This window comes from Carboxylicivirga sp. (assembly GCF_982718395.1).
Genome location: NZ_CEXQWX010000118.1, coordinates 1 through 18,554, shown reverse-complemented (window position 1 = coordinate 18,554; position 18,554 = coordinate 1). Strand labels below are relative to the sequence as shown.

The 18,554-nt window shown below is 35.6% G+C and carries 13 protein-coding genes; 2 read left to right on the top strand and 11 right to left on the bottom strand.

What is annotated here, in order from left to right:
• The 7 genes from AC4MRQ_RS18310 to AC4MRQ_RS18280 form a co-directional block, all read right to left on the bottom strand.
• Positions 1 to 336: hypothetical protein (locus tag AC4MRQ_RS18310; RefSeq protein ID WP_491199154.1), on the bottom strand; the 336-nt coding region annotated here is incomplete at its 3' end.
• A 103-nt stretch (positions 337 to 439) separates the two neighbouring features.
• Positions 440 to 1,900, bottom strand: a complete 1,461-nt coding sequence (locus tag AC4MRQ_RS18305; RefSeq protein WP_491199153.1) for an AMP-binding protein — start codon at positions 1,898 to 1,900, stop codon at positions 440 to 442.
• Between the two features lie 10 nt (positions 1,901 to 1,910).
• Positions 1,911 to 2,897, bottom strand: a complete 987-nt coding sequence (nadE, locus tag AC4MRQ_RS18300) for an NAD(+) synthase (protein ID WP_491199152.1) — start codon at positions 2,895 to 2,897, stop codon at positions 1,911 to 1,913.
• Between the two features lie 148 nt (positions 2,898 to 3,045).
• Positions 3,046 to 5,016, bottom strand: a complete 1,971-nt coding sequence (asnB, locus tag AC4MRQ_RS18295; RefSeq protein WP_491199151.1) for an asparagine synthase (glutamine-hydrolyzing) — start codon at positions 5,014 to 5,016, stop codon at positions 3,046 to 3,048.
• 42 nt (positions 5,017 to 5,058) lie between these two features.
• Complete coding sequence (locus tag AC4MRQ_RS18290; protein ID WP_491199150.1) at positions 5,059 to 5,301, bottom strand: acyl carrier protein; 243 nt, start codon at positions 5,299 to 5,301, stop codon at positions 5,059 to 5,061.
• Between the two features lie 327 nt (positions 5,302 to 5,628).
• Complete coding sequence (locus AC4MRQ_RS18285) at positions 5,629 to 6,918, bottom strand: T9SS type A sorting domain-containing protein (protein ID WP_491199149.1); 1,290 nt, start codon at positions 6,916 to 6,918, stop codon at positions 5,629 to 5,631.
• Between the two features lie 749 nt (positions 6,919 to 7,667).
• Positions 7,668 to 9,575 (bottom strand): polysaccharide biosynthesis protein, encoded by a 1,908-nt coding sequence (locus tag AC4MRQ_RS18280; protein ID WP_491199148.1) that lies wholly within the window; start codon positions 9,573 to 9,575, stop codon positions 7,668 to 7,670.
• A 473-nt stretch (positions 9,576 to 10,048) separates the two neighbouring features.
• Here AC4MRQ_RS18280 and AC4MRQ_RS18275 point away from each other — a divergent pair, with 473 nt between their 5' ends.
• Together AC4MRQ_RS18275 and AC4MRQ_RS18270 are read left to right on the top strand one after the other, a co-directional pair.
• Complete coding sequence (locus AC4MRQ_RS18275) at positions 10,049 to 10,846, top strand: polysaccharide biosynthesis/export family protein (protein ID WP_491199147.1); 798 nt, start codon at positions 10,049 to 10,051, stop codon at positions 10,844 to 10,846.
• Between the two features lie 16 nt (positions 10,847 to 10,862).
• A complete protein-coding gene (locus tag AC4MRQ_RS18270) occupies positions 10,863 to 13,172 on the top strand; it encodes a polysaccharide biosynthesis tyrosine autokinase (protein WP_491199146.1) in 2,310 nt (769 codons plus the stop codon).
• A gap of 280 nt (positions 13,173 to 13,452) precedes the next feature.
• Here the strand turns inward: AC4MRQ_RS18270 and AC4MRQ_RS18265 are convergent, their stop codons facing one another.
• The 4 genes from AC4MRQ_RS18265 to AC4MRQ_RS18250 form a co-directional block, all read right to left on the bottom strand.
• Positions 13,453 to 15,123: a right-handed parallel beta-helix repeat-containing protein gene (locus tag AC4MRQ_RS18265; protein ID WP_491199145.1), complete on the bottom strand. Its 1,671-nt coding sequence runs from the start codon at positions 15,121 to 15,123 to the stop codon at positions 13,453 to 13,455.
• A 689-nt stretch (positions 15,124 to 15,812) separates the two neighbouring features.
• Positions 15,813 to 16,757, bottom strand: a complete 945-nt coding sequence (locus AC4MRQ_RS18260) for a sugar-transfer associated ATP-grasp domain-containing protein (protein WP_491199144.1) — start codon at positions 16,755 to 16,757, stop codon at positions 15,813 to 15,815.
• A gap of 76 nt (positions 16,758 to 16,833) precedes the next feature.
• Positions 16,834 to 17,967 carry a glycosyltransferase family 4 protein gene (locus tag AC4MRQ_RS18255; RefSeq protein ID WP_491199143.1) on the bottom strand — a complete coding sequence of 378 codons (1,134 nt, stop codon included), beginning with the start codon at positions 17,965 to 17,967 and terminating at the stop codon, positions 16,834 to 16,836.
• Between the two features lie 54 nt (positions 17,968 to 18,021).
• Positions 18,022 to 18,554: hypothetical protein (locus AC4MRQ_RS18250; protein WP_491199142.1), on the bottom strand; the 533-nt coding region annotated here is incomplete at its 5' end.

The window sequence follows — 18,554 nt, the reverse complement described above, 5'->3', positions numbered from 1 at the left end:
TGTTCTCGCCACTTTGCTGCCCGTTTCATTAATCACACTACATCCGATATACATACCGGAATCAGGTAAACAGTTACTAAGATTATACAAGTAATAATGCTCTGGATTTAATGGGCTAAGATCTACAATAGCCTGTATCTTTTTCTTGCGTATTTTTAGAAGAATATCAGACTTTTGAGCTGGTAATATCTGAATATTTGCATTCTCCAATACAATGTTTTGGGATATAAAATTATAAACACCCAGACCTGCGACTTTCAATACATAATCTTGTATTGATTCTCTCAAGTCTGCGTTCTCTCCCCATTTAGTCCCCAACATTGCAATGTTTCTCATCAGCAGATTGTCTTAATATGGCAATTGTACGCAGTTTTCCCCACCTGATAAAATAAAATTGACCACTTGACCTTTTTCTTCCATTAATAAACTGATAAGCAACTTAAAGTCCTTTTATTTTCTTCCCAACGGCATTTACATTCATTGAATTGCTAAACGAAACATGCTTTGGTATTTTATAACTGGACAATTGTGAAGCACAATATTCCTTAACAAATTGCTCATTTATATTTGAATAGCTCTTATCTATAACCAAAGTTGCTTTTATTGCTTCTCCAAGTAAACTATCTTCTGCAGCTTCAATGGTACAATCAATTACTCCATCGATACCGACAATAACCTCTTCAACTTCTTTAGGGCTTATTCGTCGGCCACCCACTTTAATTATTTCTTTCTTGCGTGCAGAGTGAAATATAAATCCATCTTCATCAATAGTAGCCAGGTCTCCTGTATAAAGCCAACCATTCTTAATTGTCTTTGCTGTTTCCTGAGGTTCTTTATAATAACCAAGCATTATATTTTCTCCTTTGGCAATTATTTCTCCAACTTCTCCTTTTTTTATGCTCTCCCCTTTCTCATTTACCACTTTTAATTCCACATCAGGAATACCTTTTCCAAGAGAACCGAGTTTATCATTTAACCTTTCCGGTGGTAAATATGACAAGCGTGCAGTTGCCTCTGTCTGTCCATACATCACATAAAACTTAGTATCAGGTTTTATGCGACAAAACTCTTCTATAAAAGCAGAATGCAACTTCCCACCGGCCTGTGTTACATACTTCAGGTCTGGAAGATCTGCTTTAATGAAACTGTCGGATTTACGCAATAGTATTTGAAAATGACTTGGTACTCCGGCAAATCCTGTGCATTTGTATTTTTTCAGATCATCAATTATTGAACCCAGGAAAATAAAATTGTTGTTTAGAACAATACTACCACCAACTTTTAGGTGCGTGTGTAATAATGACAGCCCATAACAATAAAAGAAAGGTAATACAACCTCCATAATATCATTGCTCGTAAGCTGTAAGTATTCAATGATTGATTTTGTGTTAGCAATAATATTTTGATGAGAAATCATCACTCCTTTAGGCTGGGCAGTAGAACCTGACGTGAAAATAATTTGTGCCAGTTGATTATTTGAACTCACACTATTTTCCCATTTTTTAGATTCTGTTTCGATCAGGATTTTATTCAACACATCTCCATCAATGCAATTATCTACAGCGACATTCAATCGTTTTATTGACCTTACATTCCCTATTACACATTCACTTTCGCACTTATCGACAATCTGTTGAAAGGCTGACTTCTCAATCGTCGGATTAAGAGGAACAACAACATTTCCCGATTTCATAACAGCTAAATAGGAAATGACAAAGAGTTTATCATTTGGAGAAATAAGAATTATATTTTTTCCAATCCCAATGTTTTTCTCAATCCAATAGCTGAACTTCATTACATCTTCAGCCAAACCTGAAAAAGTAACTGTTTCAGAACGACCGACAATAAACTCCTTGTCATTATCAATATGATCTGTCAATAAATAATCTACACAATTCATAACCGTAAATTTAACTGTGAATTGGTGCTCTTCTTAAATAACTTGTAGTCTTTTGCTTACGCTCTAAATTCTTAAATATTCGTAACACTTCTTCCTTACTCATCCCCATCACCTCAGCCACTTCTTTAGGATCGTATTTATTTTCCCAAGCATACCACATTAAATCCATAGATTCAAATGGCATTTGGTAGAAAAATTCTTCTTGTGTTTGAGCGGCTGAATATGTATCTGTAGTTGGCACTCGCTCAATTATTTCGTTTGGAACTCCCAGAGCCGCAGCCAACTCGTAAACCTGCGTTTTATAGAGATGACCTATTGGCATTACATCTGCTCCTCCGTCACCATACTTTACGAAGAAACCTTGTTGCACTTCATGTTTATTTGGAGTACCAATAACAGCATAGTGGCGAGCTTCCGCATGATAGTACAACATGCTCATTCGGCTTCGTTGCTTAAAATTAGATGCTGCAACTATCTGCAGGTATTCATTCATCGGCAATCTTTCAATTCTTTCTGTATCATCTTTAAATATGACAGTCAAATAGAAAATCGGTGGCATATCTGTATTAATAAATTCTTCAGGAATGCCTATTTTCATTTTATCTGTACTCGGATTGTATTCGGGAATTACCCTTTTAACCGCTTCATCACGTCTTTGATAGCAGGCAAAACCTTCCAAAGCTCCGCTTATGTTTTCTTCCAAAACTTCAACACCAAATTTATGTGCCAACTCAAGCGCAAGTTTCTTACTTTCGCTTTCCGAATCTTTTTCAGGAAGCATTATTCCAACTACATTTTTAGCTCCAAAGGCTTTAGCTGCCAATGCTAGTGTAACAGAAGAGTCAATACCTCCGCTTATTCCGACTATCGCACCCCGTCGTCTTAAAACTTTATGAACGTCATTCTCAAGCTTGGAACATATTGTTTCTATGGTGGCATCTACATCCTTAAGCTTAATAACATCCTTTGTAAATTTTTCTTTTGCAAGTGTTTCCATATCATTAGGTTTTCTTTTCAATTGCAGTACGAAACTTACTAAATAAACTTAGTCATTGACATCATTAATTTTGCATTCGTACCAGAGTTAAACAATTGATCTGCTGGTCACCTTTTAAGGTTCAACAGGTTTGGTTTTTATTTTCTTTTTATTGGTTTCTGACCACACCTTCGGTAATTGAACTCTGAGTTAATGGCTGATAATCATTTATAAATTGGTTAATTAATATCTGTGTTGACAGTAGCCCTATTAAGGCCATATTATCAACTTCACTAATTAGATTTCCGTTTTTTAACTTACTAACTAAGCGCCCAACTGTAGTTGAATCAAAAACACCATTTTTAAGTATCTCTATCTCATCAAGATAATGATCAACAAGGCCATTGTTAGCTACTTTGAAGGCATTAGCAACCGGAGCTCTATATGCTTGTTTATGCCTGCTAACTACGCTATCGGGCAACCGTCCCTTCATAAGTTTCTTAAGCAGGTACTTCTCATTCAAACCCTTTATTTTATAATCATCTGGTAATGATGCACAAAATTCAATGATACGATGATCAAGAAATGGATATCTGCCTTCTACCGAATTAGCCATCGCTACTCGATCGCCCTGAGAAGACAACAGGTATCCTGACATAAATATGGTAGACTCGATATATTGTGCCTTATTCAGAGAAGTATAATCACTCAATTTATTATTTACCAGATCGGCATATTCTTTTACCGGATCATAATCCTTAAGTTCATCTTTCAGGTTCGCTGATAAATGCCCTAATAGACCGGTACTGTTCTTCCAGCGAAGCAAATGCGAGTATACTGGAGAATCTGTTTTTTCCAGTTGATAACCAAAGAACATTTTGAGCATACCAGGTGGAGCATTACGTAACTGCGGGATATATGGATAAAGTTTTCGCAAAAGAAGCGGTCTTAGCCGCGAATCAGGTTCCTTTGCCCAAAATTGTCGTATAATTGCTTCTTTAAAAACATTATAACCACCAAGGTTTTCGTCAGCTCCTTCTCCTGTAATGACAACTTTTATCCCATTCTCATGTACCAGTTGTGATAGCTTCATCATCGGGATTGGTGAAGTTCTCAACAATGGTGTTTCAGCATGCCAAACGGCTTTCTCAAGAAGCTCTGGTATGTCTAAATTATTACAAGTCACCGAAGCATGGCGCGTATTAAAATAACGCGCTACTTCCTTTTGATAGATGGACTCATCAAAATCCTTTTCCTGAAAACCAATCGCAAAAGTATTAAGAGCTTCAGGCTGAACCATATTTATATATGAAGTGGTAACACTCGAATCAAGCCCGCCACTTAAATAGGCCGCCACTTGCACATCAGATCGTAACCTTAATCGTATTGCATCCTTAAATAAGGAAGAAAACTCCTCCCCGGCTTCTTCAATTGTGCCGGCAAACCGCTCTTGTCTGTTAAATGAAAGTTCCCAATAGGACTTTATAGTTAATTTACCAGATTCATAGATCAGATAATGACCAGGAGGGACCTCAAAAACATTATTAAATACTGTTTCTGGTGTCAATGTTGTCCAAAAAGTAAGTATCTGTTTCAGCCCTTTAATATTAAGTGAAGGTCTGAATGAAGGAAACTCAAGTAGGCTTTTTAGCTCAGATGCATAAATAAAATGATTATCAAACTGAGAATAAAAAAGTGGCCTGATGCCCGTCCTGTCACGAGCCATAAACAGACTTTGCCGCTTTTCATCCCATATACTAAATGCAAACTGACCGTTTAGTTTCGATAAACAATCTTTACCAAACTCTTCATACATATGTAAGACAACCTCAGTATCGCAATTAGTTTTTAGTCGATGCCCACGTTTAATCAGATCTTCTCTTAATTCAGGATAGTTAAAAACTTCACCATTGTATGCAATCCATAGATTGCCATCTTCATTACACAATGGTTGTTGTCCTCCTGACAAATCAATTATACTTAGGCGAACACTTCCCATGCAACATTGATCTGTAAGATACAAACCCATTTCATCCGGTCCCCGATGAATGATACGATTAAGCATCCGATTCATAGTCTCCTTCGAATTAAGTGAAGACCTTATTCTTCCGGCATTGACAAAACCGACAATTCCACACATAATTAGGGATGGATTTGATTATTAAAATTCAGAACAATATTATTAACTGGCAACAGCCACTTTACTTTTCACATAAGCAGCAATACGCTCCACACTACCAAAATTTTCTTCCTGTAAATCTGCATCTTCTGCAACCACACCAAATTCTGATTCAAGAAAACTAATTAGTCCCAACAGAGCCATTGAATCAAATATCCCCTCATCAAAGATCATCGTTTCATCTTTAATTATCTCTGGATCAGTAAAAGTAGTTTCCGCAATAAAATCTCGAATCTTGTCTTTCATACACTTAAGTTTTCACACATTAATATCATCAACACTTAATTAAAATCTTATATCCTCATTGTAAAACGTGATGCTCTAGAGTCTGAATATTTTAATACTATTTTTAACACCACCTCATCAATAAATTGTGATCTCCTATCTTTAAATGGTCTTTATCAAATTTACACAATAAAAAAATGCACTTGGGAATACTTTGTCCAAGTGCATTTTTTTTTAGATCAATGATCTATTTTTTTCAATAAAACAGCTTTTTAGATAACATCAAAAGCTCAATATAATTTTAATATTTTCTTAACCTCATTAAAGATCACAAAGATGGCTCAATGGTTATTTCTTCATAAACTTCACTTGTGCCTGTCCGGTTTCCAGCATTACAACGGCAATATAAACTCCAGGTCGTAATACATTTACATTTATCGGGCGTCCTGCTTTTGGTCTGTCCCTACCAAGTACAACTTTGCCATCGATGCTATAAATAATCAGTTGTCTGGCCTCACCACTGAAGTTTAGGTAAATTTCAGAATCAGCCGGGCTTGGATAAACAACCAATTTATTAATTGGCTTATCATCATCTACATCATTACTAACATCCAATGTATAATGGTAAGCCATTTTTAAGTAGTTCTTCCAGGTTTCCGATTGAGAATCATAATAAGATATTGATTCTTCCGTCTTCAAGCCATCTTCATTGTATGAAAAACGATCAATACGGCTTGCTTCCCAATTATTCAAACCTGTATCCCAAATCTCATATTGTATCTCTATTAAATCACCATTGGTACTAAATCTCTTGGTCTGACAGTTTTTCTTCACCCAACTATCTGAAGCAGAATTCCATACTTCATTTATTACTAAAGATGTATTTGCTTCTGAATCATCAATAGTTGCACGGCGAACGTTATTCCATTCTTGCGCCTGAGCATCCCAGTCAATTATCATTTCTGTTTTCACGTTATTGGAAAGGTATTCGTGAATGTATTCTAACTCATCCTCCCAAGCGCTTGTTTCTTTATTATATGACTGGTTATTAACCTGGAGTAAATTATCGTTACCGTCGTACATACACTCATACTTCCAGTAAGATTCCCATTGATTTGAGATCGAATTCCATCTCGTAGTCTCGTATGACAACAACGCTCCTGATGAACTATACTCCTGTATCTGCTTCCAATTATTTACCCAGGAGTTGTTATTTGCCCATTCTGAATAATTAATATCAAGATATCCGTTGTCCGCGCTATTTTCGTATCGCTTCTTCCAGGTTTTTTTCCAGGTTGATCCTACCTGATTCCATTCACTTTTCTCTTTTTCCCAAGTTGATTGGTCAATATTTGAGAAAGTTGTCATAGACAAGTTTGACCATGTGCCTCCGTTAAAGTCAAACGTTTTGATATCATTAATTTCTTGACCGATATATGAATATTCATCCTTGGAATCCAGATTCCAAGAACTATTATTACCTGTATATATATATATGGAATCTAATCTATAATAGGAATCTCCAGATGAATCAAAAATTCCCTGTTCCTGGTACTTTGCTCGCTCTCCAACTTCCTGTGCAGAAACACACAGGACACTAGCCACATAGGCTATAGCCACCATCACAATACGCCTCATTAAATCAATTTTTTGGGTGTTACTCCATTTATTACGAGGCAAAATTAAAATAGTTATAGTTCATCACAAATACGCCCTCCTTCACACCATTAAATTTGACTTTGATGGAAGAAAATATAACGTTAGTCAAAAAGCTACTCTTGCCGTATTATGATTAGTTAAAGCGGTTTGCCTGAAACATTTTGAAAAACAGAAAAGCATTGAAATGCAAGAAAGAATCCTAAAGTATAAACAATCAAGACTATAAAAATATTTTTTGATAAAAAGAGAATGTTTACACATTCTTCTACATGACTGAACAACAATTTTTTACAAAATCCATCAATTTAGAATGATTCTATATTATCAAAACAAGAACAATTATTCTCATTTTTTTTGTAAAAATCGATGCTTTTACAAATAGGAATTTAGTAAACAACAATACTGCGAGGAATCTTGATATAATCATAGGCCGAAGAACCTAAAATGTAATGTATTTGTAAGGCTATGCTGTTTCAAATTTTCCTAAAGAATGATGTACCTGAAAAGATAGTCAGCCAAAAACAAATTGACCGGTTGGAAGAGTTATATCAAAATAATATCATGAAATGCGATTCTCTAAATTCTTCTTATTAATCTATAGTAACAAAGACACCAGATCATATGACCTGTCAATAAAGTTTAGATAGAAAGTTATTGACAGAGCTCGTTAACCAACACACCTAAGTATAACAACAGTTTACTTTCTTAGTACCATAAAGCACTATCAACTATAGATTACTGACCAGTTTCTTGTCAAGTTCTCTATAACGGCTATTTTGAGGTTTAAATTCAGGAACCAATTCTTTCATTCGGCTAACCAAAAGTAAATCCTTCTCTACTCTAAGAGCAAATAACATTTCCTTAAGTTTTTCATCAATGAAGTGATAATCGTATTGTCGGACTTTACCAATCATTATTTTTTCATGATAGGTAGGTAAATTATTCTCTTTAGAGGCAAGTAGTTCTTCATACAGTTTTTCACCTGGTCTCAAGCCCGTAAATACAATTTTTATGTCCTCATCCAGTTTCAATCCAGACAGGCGTATCATCTCTGTAGCAAGATCTACTATTTTAACGGGCTCTCCCATATCAAATACGAATATTTCGCCACCCTTTCCCATAAAACCGGCTTCCAATACTAATTGGCAGGCCTCTGGGATTGTCATAAAGTAACGTGTTATTTCCTTATGAGTGACAGTAACTGGTCCTCCACTCTCAATTTGCTTTTTGAACAATGGCACAACCGATCCATTGGAACCCAATACATTTCCGAAACGAGTAGTTATGAACGCAGTTGATACATTAGACAATTGAGACAGTGCCTGAATGTATATCTCACAAATCCGTTTTGAAGTACCCATGACATTCGTTGGATTAACTGCCTTATCTGTAGATATCATCACGAACTTTTTAACTCTGTACTTCACTGACAGATCTGCAAGTATTTTCGCACCACCGATATTTACCCGTATAGCCTCATAAGGGAATGCCTCCATTAACGGTACATGTTTATATGCAGCAGCATTAAAGACAATATCTGGCCTGTACATTTCAAATACTTCCTCCATTCGTTTCTTATTCGTGATATCTGCCAATACTACTTCAAACGGCCCATCACTGTGAGAGCGTAGCAGCTCCTGTTGCAAATTATATAGAACGGATTCGGCAACATCCAGCATAATAATTTTCTTCACGCTGAAACGCAGTAACAATCGCACGATCTCTGATCCAATTGATCCGGCAGCTCCGGTCACAAGCACAACCTGACCATTCAAGCCTTCCATTATTCTCACTTGATTCAGCCTAATTTCTTCGCGCCCAAGAATATCTTCAATTCGAATATCACGAATCTGTTTCTGGTTGGAAATTCCGTTAACCCAATTCCTAACCGAAGGCATAACCATCAGTTTCCATGAGTTATCGTTACACGCTTTACTTATTTCATATTTGCGGGCTACGCTGAGATTATTTATCGCCAAAATAATGACCTTTACCTGCTTATCTTTTCCGATTTTAATAGCCTTTTTCCAACTCATCACCTGACGACTCTGTAGCAGAGTATTCCATTTATTTGAATTATCATCAATAAAACCAACAACATTGTATTGGTTTTCATTGTCACTACTAATAGCTTCCATGGTGATTTGCCCCATATCTCCGGCGCCATATATCATAACATTAACAGTCACCTCTTTTCGGGTTAGAAAGACATATACCTCTTTTACAAACATTCTAAACCCTATCGTCAACAATACTGTCAATAGAAAATGAACGATCAGAATTAATCGGGATACTCTTATCAATTCGAAATCTAAGTAAATAAAGACCTCATTACAGACCAACAATGCCAAGAAAGCAATTGCGCATGTTCTGATAATCAATTTCAATTCTCTATAATTACTATGTCGAATAATCCCCCTATAAGATCTATTAACAATAAATGTAATTAAATAGACAGCTAAAACTACCAACCCACTATTTGTCATATCAGACACTGAATAATCAGGGAGGTACATATGAAGCCGAATGATATAAGACAATGCAAACACATTGGCAACAATAATCATGTCAATAAGTAAAATCCACCACGGTGATACAATCCGCCCCTTAAATACATTCAAAAGTATAGATCTCATAACTACACAATTCATTAATACTTTAATTATCCACGATTAGTATGTTCACTAATTCATTTACCCAGCATTTGAGGTAATAAAATCAACAGCTTTATTAATGCATTTTGTCTTCCTATAAACCTATCTCACAAAGGTCAATGAATTTATCTCCACGATAATCGCATACAATTTAAAACATCATATCAAGAATGTCAGGTTATTAAAAACCTAATCGGAAAGTTTATGACGAACAGTTAAAATCAACGGCTTAACAGACTAAAAATGTGCACGAATCTTTATACACCTTATCCAATATTAGTATTTAAATGGAAACTTACCCTTCTAAACTCTAAATAGTTTATTTAGTGACATCTACTTTTTAGTTAAAATCCTATACTCTTTTTGATCAACGCCTTTTTTTTTAAGATTAAATTAAAACATAAACGCGTATCTTTGGTTGTAATATATAATCTTTAACCATTTATACTCATCCTATGTATGCCTTAAACAGATACACGTATCTATTATTCTTTTCTGTATTTCTTTTTTTCACCTCTTGTGTTCCATTAAAAAAATCCATTTACCTGCAGGGCGAAATTGCTAAGGAACTAAAAGAAATTGAAAACATGTATTCCTCTGATAAAGTTCCTTATACCGTAAAACCTAATGACAACCTGTATATCATGGTAAATAGTCTGGATGAACGTACATCATCCTTTTTAAATAATGAGAGCGGATTTACAACACGAATTGACAATCCGATGGCTGCAAGCCTTGTTGGCTACCGCGTTGAGCAAGATGGCTCCATTCAATTTCCCTTTATTGGTTCTATACCAGTTGCCGGATTGACACTTGATGAGGTAAGGGATAAAATACAGGAGGTTGTCTCAAACTATATTGAGGAAAGCAGTGTGACTGTTAAGCTATTAAATGATAATGTCACCGTACTGGGTGAGGTTCGTGTTCCTGGCCGTTACCCTCTATATGATGAAGAAATAAACATTCTGGAGGCAATCAGCCTTGCAGGCGATGCAACCGATTTTGCCAATAAGAAAAAAGTCAGGCTGTTACGCAAGGATAGTGATGAACATCAAATGATAGTCCTTAATATGCTTGATGATCAACTATTGTTGTCCCCTTATTTCTATATGAAGCCGGGAGACATCATTTATGTTGAACCTCGAAGATTAAAATCTACGGAACTAAGCTCAATTCCTATAACGCTTGTTCTAACATTAATTAATACAACCCTATTGTTGTATACTTTCTACATAACGAATTTTGACAGCTGATAAATCTGGATGCAAGATGATTGAAGAAAATAAATTTATAGAAACACCGGTAAACCTGTCTAAAATATTTTACAGAGCACTTCACTATTGGTATTATTTGCCCATATTTCTTGCTATTTCGTTAACCAGTGCTTATTTCATCTATAAATCTACTGTTCCAAAATTTCAGATCAGCTCTAAACTATTAATCTCTGATGAGCAGGAACAGACTCCTGCAATTGGTTCAACCGAAGCCGCGTTACCGGGGATCAACCTTGGTTCTAATAGTAATGTTGAAAACCAGCTAATTATCCTAAAATCTTCACAACAGATTGAAAAAACACTCAAACAACTTGATTTTACAATTAGCTATTTCAAAAAAGATGCTTTTAAGGAAGTTGAAATATACAAAAGAAGCCCATTTTACATTAAACTGGATACAAGTGGTATTCAATTACCTGATGTCAAATACGACATTGAGTTTGTCTCCAAAGATGAGTTTATCATTAGCAGAAGTAAAGGAGAAAGTTTATCCAAAAAACATAAGTTTTTCGAACAAATTAAGATTGACAACCTCTCATTTAGTATTATACCTAAAGAGACAACGCAACAGATAGATCTTACTGACCTCACGTTCAGTTTTCAAATCAATCCTTTGGAACAACTGATTGTGTACTATCAGAAGAAAATTATTATTTCTGATATAACTACTGATGCTTCCATCTTTGAAATTTCACTCATTGAAAACAATGTCCAAAAAGGGATGGACTTTATTAATAAACTGTCTGAAAACTCTGTAGCCTATACGTTAGAGAAGAAAAATCAAATTGCGATCAATACCATTCAATTTATTGAAAGTCAGTTAATTGACATTAGTGACTCATTAAACATGACTAAAAATATGCTCGAGAATTTTCGTTCACGTAACGAAATGATGGACATCTCGATGCAAGGGCAAATGATCATTGATAAAACGGAAGCACTTGAAGTCGAGAAAAATATAATCACACGTCAACTTGATTATTATAAATACCTTGAAAACTTTCTTGAAAGCAACCAAAATATTCTTAATCTATTACCTCCATCTGTCCAAGGAGTAGAAAACATTATTGTTGAACAATTGGTAAGTGAGTTGGCTGTGATGAATGCGGATAAGCAAAGTCTTCAGTTTAATTCAAAAGAAGGTAATCCCACTATATCAAGGATCAACAGGCAAATTGATGGCCAAAAGCAAACTATTTTGCAACAAGCAAAAAGTAATATCGTATCGACCCAGGAAGACCTTGATGATGTCAACCGCCGGCTAATTCAGCTAAGTTCGGAGATAAGAAAGCTTCCTCAAAAAGAACAGGTTTCGCTCGATATTGAACAGAAATTTCAATCAACAGACCGAATGCACACATACTTGATGGAGCGACGGTCTGAAGCTCAACTTGCCAAAGCATCTAATACACCTGACAATGAAATTATTGAACCTGCAAGGTTAATCAGGCAAACACAACCAAATCCAAAACAACTTGGTATTTTGGTTATACTCATTGGCATATTTATTCCTTTTATCATTATATTTTTAGCCATTTATACCAACAACAAGATACTTGATAAAGATGACTTGTTGAGCATGACTACACATCCGATTATTGGTGTTATACCTCATTTAAAAAGCAACCTGATGATCGATAATGACAGCCCTCATACTCTTCTCTCTGAGTCAGTACGCTCGATTAGAACTTCACTGGACTTCTTCCCTATCCCAGATAACCCAAAATGTATATTGGTTACTTCTGGCCTGCCTAATGAAGGAAAAAGCTTAAGCGCTATCAACCTGGCTATTTCGTATGCTCAACTAGGGAAAAAAACAGTGATTATCGATTTTGATATGCGTCGCCCAACCATTCATAAACTAATGAACATTGAAAATAATGGTTATGGTCTCAGTTCTTTTTTAGCGCACCACAACTTAAACAATACGAGCAATTTGATACATAGCAGTAAGATTCACCGTATGGAAGTCATCACATCGGTAGAAATTCCACCAAACCCTGCGGAGCTTATTGCCGGAGAACATGCAGCTCTATTAATTAATGAGTTAAAAAAACTGTATGAGATTATTATTATTGACTCACCTCCTATTGGTTTGGTGACCGACGCTGTATTATTGAGTCGTTACAGTGATATTAACATCCTGGTAACACGACACAACCAAACACCCAAGCCAATGTTGACGAACTTACTTAGGGACCCAAAGATTCAATCTATCAACAACTTGTGCCTGTTACTAAATGATTTACCTGTTACTCAACGGGCCTATAACAATTATAGCTACAGCAGTAAGTATTATAAATAGAATTGACTATAGTTATTGAGAGGTGGTGACCTCCATCACCTCTGTATAAAAGTTGGTAACGTAAATCTGAAATTGATTTATTATGCAACAAAGGTTGTCGACTAATTAGGCACACCTGAACCTGGTAAAGCCTTCGATGAAAATCCCATTGCGTTTTTGCTTACGGACAACAATCTAAACATTGAATTAATTGACACGGATAAGAAAGTTCCAATAATACAAAAAGGGTAGTGCATGATGATTGCCTCTACCCTTTCTTTGAATAATAGTTCGTTAATATCTAAAAATATTGTTGTTTATAGACTGCAGTTTTTAGAATCTTACTGCCATTGCTCAGCTCAACATCATAATTACCTGAACGAAGAGGTGATAGATCCAGAACCACTTTATTCAGCCCCTCCCGAGTAGAATATCCTTCTGAAAGCACAATTCTGCCCCGTTCATCTTTTACCAGAATATCAGTGATCTGAGACCCTTCTCCATTAAACTCAATAGCAAATAAGTCAATTGTCAAATCAGGTGACGACTTAACCAATTCAAATATCGATGATGAGTCATCAGGGTCATACTGCCAATAACCTAAATCAGGAGCTTCTCCATAAAATATCAACCCGACATCGGTACCCCTATCTAACACTCTTGAGCTAGTCGTGGGCTTAAGAAAATCAATATCAGGTAATGAGCCATCTGATTTACGAGGCGCTGCCAGAATCGCAGAGTATTTAGTTGCACTGGATCCTGAAGGCACACTGGCATCCACTTGCATAAAGTCACTATCAGAAATTGATAAAGATTGATCCCAGCTATTATGATCATGTGTAACAACAGCACCTGTTCCTAAATGAAAATCTTTCACTTCATTGGCATAACCTATATTGTTGCGAAGAATTTGATTTCGCTCCTGAGTCGCTGTACCAGATGTTTTAAAGAAAATATATCCAAAACCTCCCGTACCCGAACCTCCATAACCATTTCGATAAGCAACGTTATTGTGCAATCGCATTGGAATTGTCTCACGTCCATTTGCATTTTGGTTAAAACCAGCCATTTTGTTATACGCAGCAATGCAATTTTCTACATTGCGCTTATTACCACTTAATCCTCCCACATTTGCAGTAAAACCAAGCTTAAAACCAGTACCGTCTGCTTCTAAATCACCATTATTAAAGGCCCAACATTCCTTGTACTCAACAAACCCTACATCATAGGTTGAGAATCCCTGGTCAGAGCAATTCCAAGCGCGACAACCATAAAAATACGTTGATCCATCTAATGCGGACATATTACCTTGAGAAAATCCTGTTCCTCTTTCACCCGGTAATTGCACTCCGACGGCTAGCGAGTCACAACAATTCCATGCATCAGAATTAATTACCCGTCCTTCTCTGGCACCCTCAATTTTATAACCAATTCCGTGAATATTATAGACTTTACAATTTTCAATAACATTACCACTATTACCCATTGTCATACCGGTGCACTCAACAGAACGTCCTCCAATACCACCTTTCACGGACCAAACATTTCTGATTGTTAATCCCTTAAGCTTAATATAGCTTGCCTGCCCCATTCGAATACCGTAATGTAAATTACTTTTTGGTACAACATTATTACAATCAAGAATTGGTTCTTCGCCAGGATAGTTTGTAAATACAATTAGATTACCTGCTACACCACTGGAGCCTATTTTATATCCGGTCCCATTGCTCGATCTATTAGGATAGTACCAGCCATCTTCTCCTTCTGAGAGGTCTTTCATATATACTCCCCCTCTAAAAAATACTGTATCTCCTCGCGACAGAGAAGCATTAAATCCTTTACCCCAGGTTTTCCATGGCCTATCAATTGTTCCAGGATTACTGTCGTTACCATTCGGAGCCACATAATACTTGTTTTGCGCCCAAGTTACACTGCACACGGTCAGCATAAAAAATAAAATCGCCTCTTTCATCTGTTATTTTATTAAGCCGTTATTGACTCTATTAAAATTATCCCCTTTCAACACGTTGGGTTTACACCCAATGGCATTTTTTGTTTGCAAATTTATTTGATAAAAATACATTATCAAGTGACAAACATACACTTTTCTACTACGAAGACATAAACCTTAGGTTACAAATGAAGTCAATTTAATAGTATTTAACTTTCTGCCGTTCACCGCTTAAAAAACCATAATCAACCTCAATTCATCGCCTGCTACGCACTTCTTCTAATATGACAAACGCAGTTATATACTGCATATTGCCCAAAAAAAGTTATGATGGATCTTCTATACAACTAATTGTTTTGTGCACCTATCTTCAAAGTCCCTTAAGAAGGAGGTTCATGCTTTATTTCAATAGGATGGCTAAAAGGTAAAATTGATAATATTTTTCCAGTATGCCCTGTACTAATTAAGTAGTTACTTTTCATGTATGAATTCAGAATACAGCAAGAAACAAAACAAACCCTATTATTTTATTCATCTCTACTGATTATGCGAATAAAAAAAGGATACCCATTTTTTGGATATCCTCTTATCTTAATTGACTTGTGCAAACTAAAACATTCTGTCGCTTCTTATAAGAAGAAATGACATACAGCGCAATCAATATTATTTACATAAAATCCCAAGTTATACGAGAAGGGCAACTCATTAAACTATACATACTTTAGCAATTCAGATTTCAAGCCTTTCTTAACAGGAAGTTGCCACAGTAATTTACACCAATTATGATTCCCCTCAATCAGTTCGGGTCCTTCCTGACCAATGGCCACGTCCCATCCGATCGACTTATTATCTGAGCTATACAAAGCTGCTTCTTTTACCATATTAAGTGATTCTTCCCAAAAAGGAATTTTAAATCCCTTGATTGAAATTCCGGTAACAGGATGAATATCAACATCCTCTTTTGTTATGTCACTATACACACCAGGGCCATCTACAATACCATCATTGATATTTACAGGTGCTGCAAGGTTGCCTGCAGCCATATTATCTACGGCAGAATTAACAGTAATCCTTAACCGTGCCCCAAGCACATAAAACTTACCATTATGAACTTGAGAAAAAATGCGTATTGTATTTAAACCAGATGATGATAATTGCATAAGCGCTGAATGTTGCACAACAAACTCTTCGATAAGATCAAATCTATTCTTTTTCATATGAAGCAAAAGTGATTCGGCAGTAAAGTCCTCACACTTTATAACACTTACCTCGGCTCCTACCTGACCAAGGGATCCCTTAAGAACCAGTTTACCAGAACCATTATTGAGTAACTGTTCCAGGTTATTTCTATCCTTTAATGCTTCACTATAAGTCAAGTATTTTCGACGAACAAAAGAATGGTAGTGCTTTAGAAATTGAATTTTGTCTTCAAGAACGGATCTGGTTTCTTTAGGATTCATCACTTTTTGATATTCATACATAAATCCAGTGCCTGCCCATTTTTTCCTATCCACTTCACTAATCTCAAAAAAACGAAAATAAAAGTAATCTTGAATTGAAATATTATACCTGTAAACAGACTTCAACATATCCAGTAAAATAATTCTTCGACTCAGCTTTGACGTTTCAACAGCATACTTTAAAAATCTGCGCATAACACCCCTATCTGCATTTTTTAGATAATAAAGCAGATACATACTTCTTTTTAGAAAAACCATCATAACTGTTCTATTAATTTGACAAGTAACTATTTAAATACCTGGATGCATTGGCCTTTGAAAAGCTATTAGACGCCTTAAATGAATTATGTCGCAATTCCTTTAAGTAAGACTGATTATTCAAAAGATTAAGAATAAATTCACTCATTCCATCTATTTCATCTTTTTCAAAAGCCTCTCCCAATTCAAATTCTGAGATTATATTAGCTAAGGATGAGCTACTCACAGCAATTGCCATAATCGGAACTCCAGCTGACATTAAGTTATATGTTTTACTGGGCACACTCACATCCGCTGTTCTGTCATCAAGTGTCACAATAGCCAAACTTGCAGAGCATAGCGATTCATATAACACTTCATCGGGTCTGAAAGGCAATAAAGAACAATTATCCAACTGCTTTTGATCAATCATTTCAGCAATTGTTTCTGTTCTAACTCCTCTTCCAATTATCTGGAAAACTATATTTTTATGACCTCTTAATTTATCGGCTAATTCTATTATCACCTCAACATTATGAGTTGCTCCAATATTTCCGGAATACTGAACTATAAATTTATCATGCAATGAATTCTCTAACAATAAACTATTCTCCTCTTTTTTAATTGGTTTGTAATTTGAAAATGCCGACCAATTTGGAATGACTTCAACATTGACGTTTTCTGCATAGTTCAATACGAGGTCTTTCATATTATCACTAAGTGTATAAACTTTATATGCCTTTGGAAAAATTCGTTGATTTCTTCTGATCCACCACCTATATAACCAACTATCAGACTTAAAGCCGTTAATTTTCAAAGCATCCGGATATAAATCGTAGATAATAATTGAGAAACGCCTACCTGTTAATGGCAATAAATAGGCTGTAGGAGGTATTGTGAAGAATACCTTTTCATAACCTCTGTATTTGAACAAGAGCAATAGGTATATTTGTATGGTACCTAAAATCCATGAAGATGCTTTTTTAAGATTGCTCCCTCTGTTGTATTTAACAACTTTAGAAACTTTAATTTTTGAATTCAATTCATCATCCTGTACGCGAACACTGCCGGTTATTAAGGCTACATCGTTAAATCTTTGAGCAAATTCATTCAATATATCAATCGTTAAATAACCTGTAGCCTGATTTATAAATACAATTTTTTTCAAATCTTTAGTATTAGTGCTAAATAAACAGTTGAAATGACTAAATATAAAATTAGATCATTGGCTATTACAGACAACTTTCATTGCTTCTTTTGAAGACATAAACTCTACTTCAGGCCATCTTAGGATGATCTCTTTTAATAACTTACCAAGTTCGTCCAGCCCTTTTTCTCTATTTAATGGATCTAATGCACCAATAAAATTAACTCTGTGAGTGCTTATTATGGCTGGCTTCTTCCACCTAAAGGAAGCTTCAATTTGTTCTATTGTATTCTCAATACCATTATACCCACCTGCGGTTGGTTCAAAGGCACAATTTCTTGCATAATATTGAATACCAGTATTAAGCTTCTTCCCATTTCGGAAAAAGCTTTTTCTCATCCCACCTTTACCATCAGGTACATCTACAAAAAGCTGCGCATTAATAAACTTTACACCTCCTTTTGCCAAGGTATCATTAAATTGAGGATGGTAAATTCCATTTCCGGGGACAAATAGCGTAGGTTTACGTTTGAAAATCTGTTGAAATAACTCAATTCCATCCATTAGTGACTCTTGCAAAAAGGGTATCTGAGCTGAATTTTCAAAAA

Excerpts from the sequence above, each read along its gene's own strand:
- AC4MRQ_RS18305 (WP_491199153.1), bottom strand. The coding sequence starts at position 1,900 with ATGAATTGTGTAGATTATTTATTGACAGATCATATTGATAATGACAAG.
- nadE (WP_491199152.1), bottom strand. The coding sequence starts at position 2,897 with ATGGAAACACTTGCAAAAGAAAAATTTACAAAGGATGTTATTAAGCTT.
- asnB (WP_491199151.1), bottom strand. The coding sequence starts at position 5,016 with ATGTGTGGAATTGTCGGTTTTGTCAATGCCGGAAGAATAAGGTCTTCA.
- AC4MRQ_RS18290 (WP_491199150.1), bottom strand. The coding sequence starts at position 5,301 with ATGAAAGACAAGATTCGAGATTTTATTGCGGAAACTACTTTTACTGAT.
- AC4MRQ_RS18285 (WP_491199149.1), bottom strand. The coding sequence starts at position 6,918 with ATGAGGCGTATTGTGATGGTGGCTATAGCCTATGTGGCTAGTGTCCTG.
- AC4MRQ_RS18280 (WP_491199148.1), bottom strand. The coding sequence starts at position 9,575 with ATGAGATCTATACTTTTGAATGTATTTAAGGGGCGGATTGTATCACCG.
- AC4MRQ_RS18275 (WP_491199147.1), top strand. The coding sequence starts at position 10,049 with ATGTATGCCTTAAACAGATACACGTATCTATTATTCTTTTCTGTATTT.
- AC4MRQ_RS18270 (WP_491199146.1), top strand. The coding sequence starts at position 10,863 with ATGATTGAAGAAAATAAATTTATAGAAACACCGGTAAACCTGTCTAAA.
- AC4MRQ_RS18265 (WP_491199145.1), bottom strand. The coding sequence starts at position 15,123 with ATGAAAGAGGCGATTTTATTTTTTATGCTGACCGTGTGCAGTGTAACT.
- AC4MRQ_RS18260 (WP_491199144.1), bottom strand. The coding sequence starts at position 16,757 with ATGCGCAGATTTTTAAAGTATGCTGTTGAAACGTCAAAGCTGAGTCGA.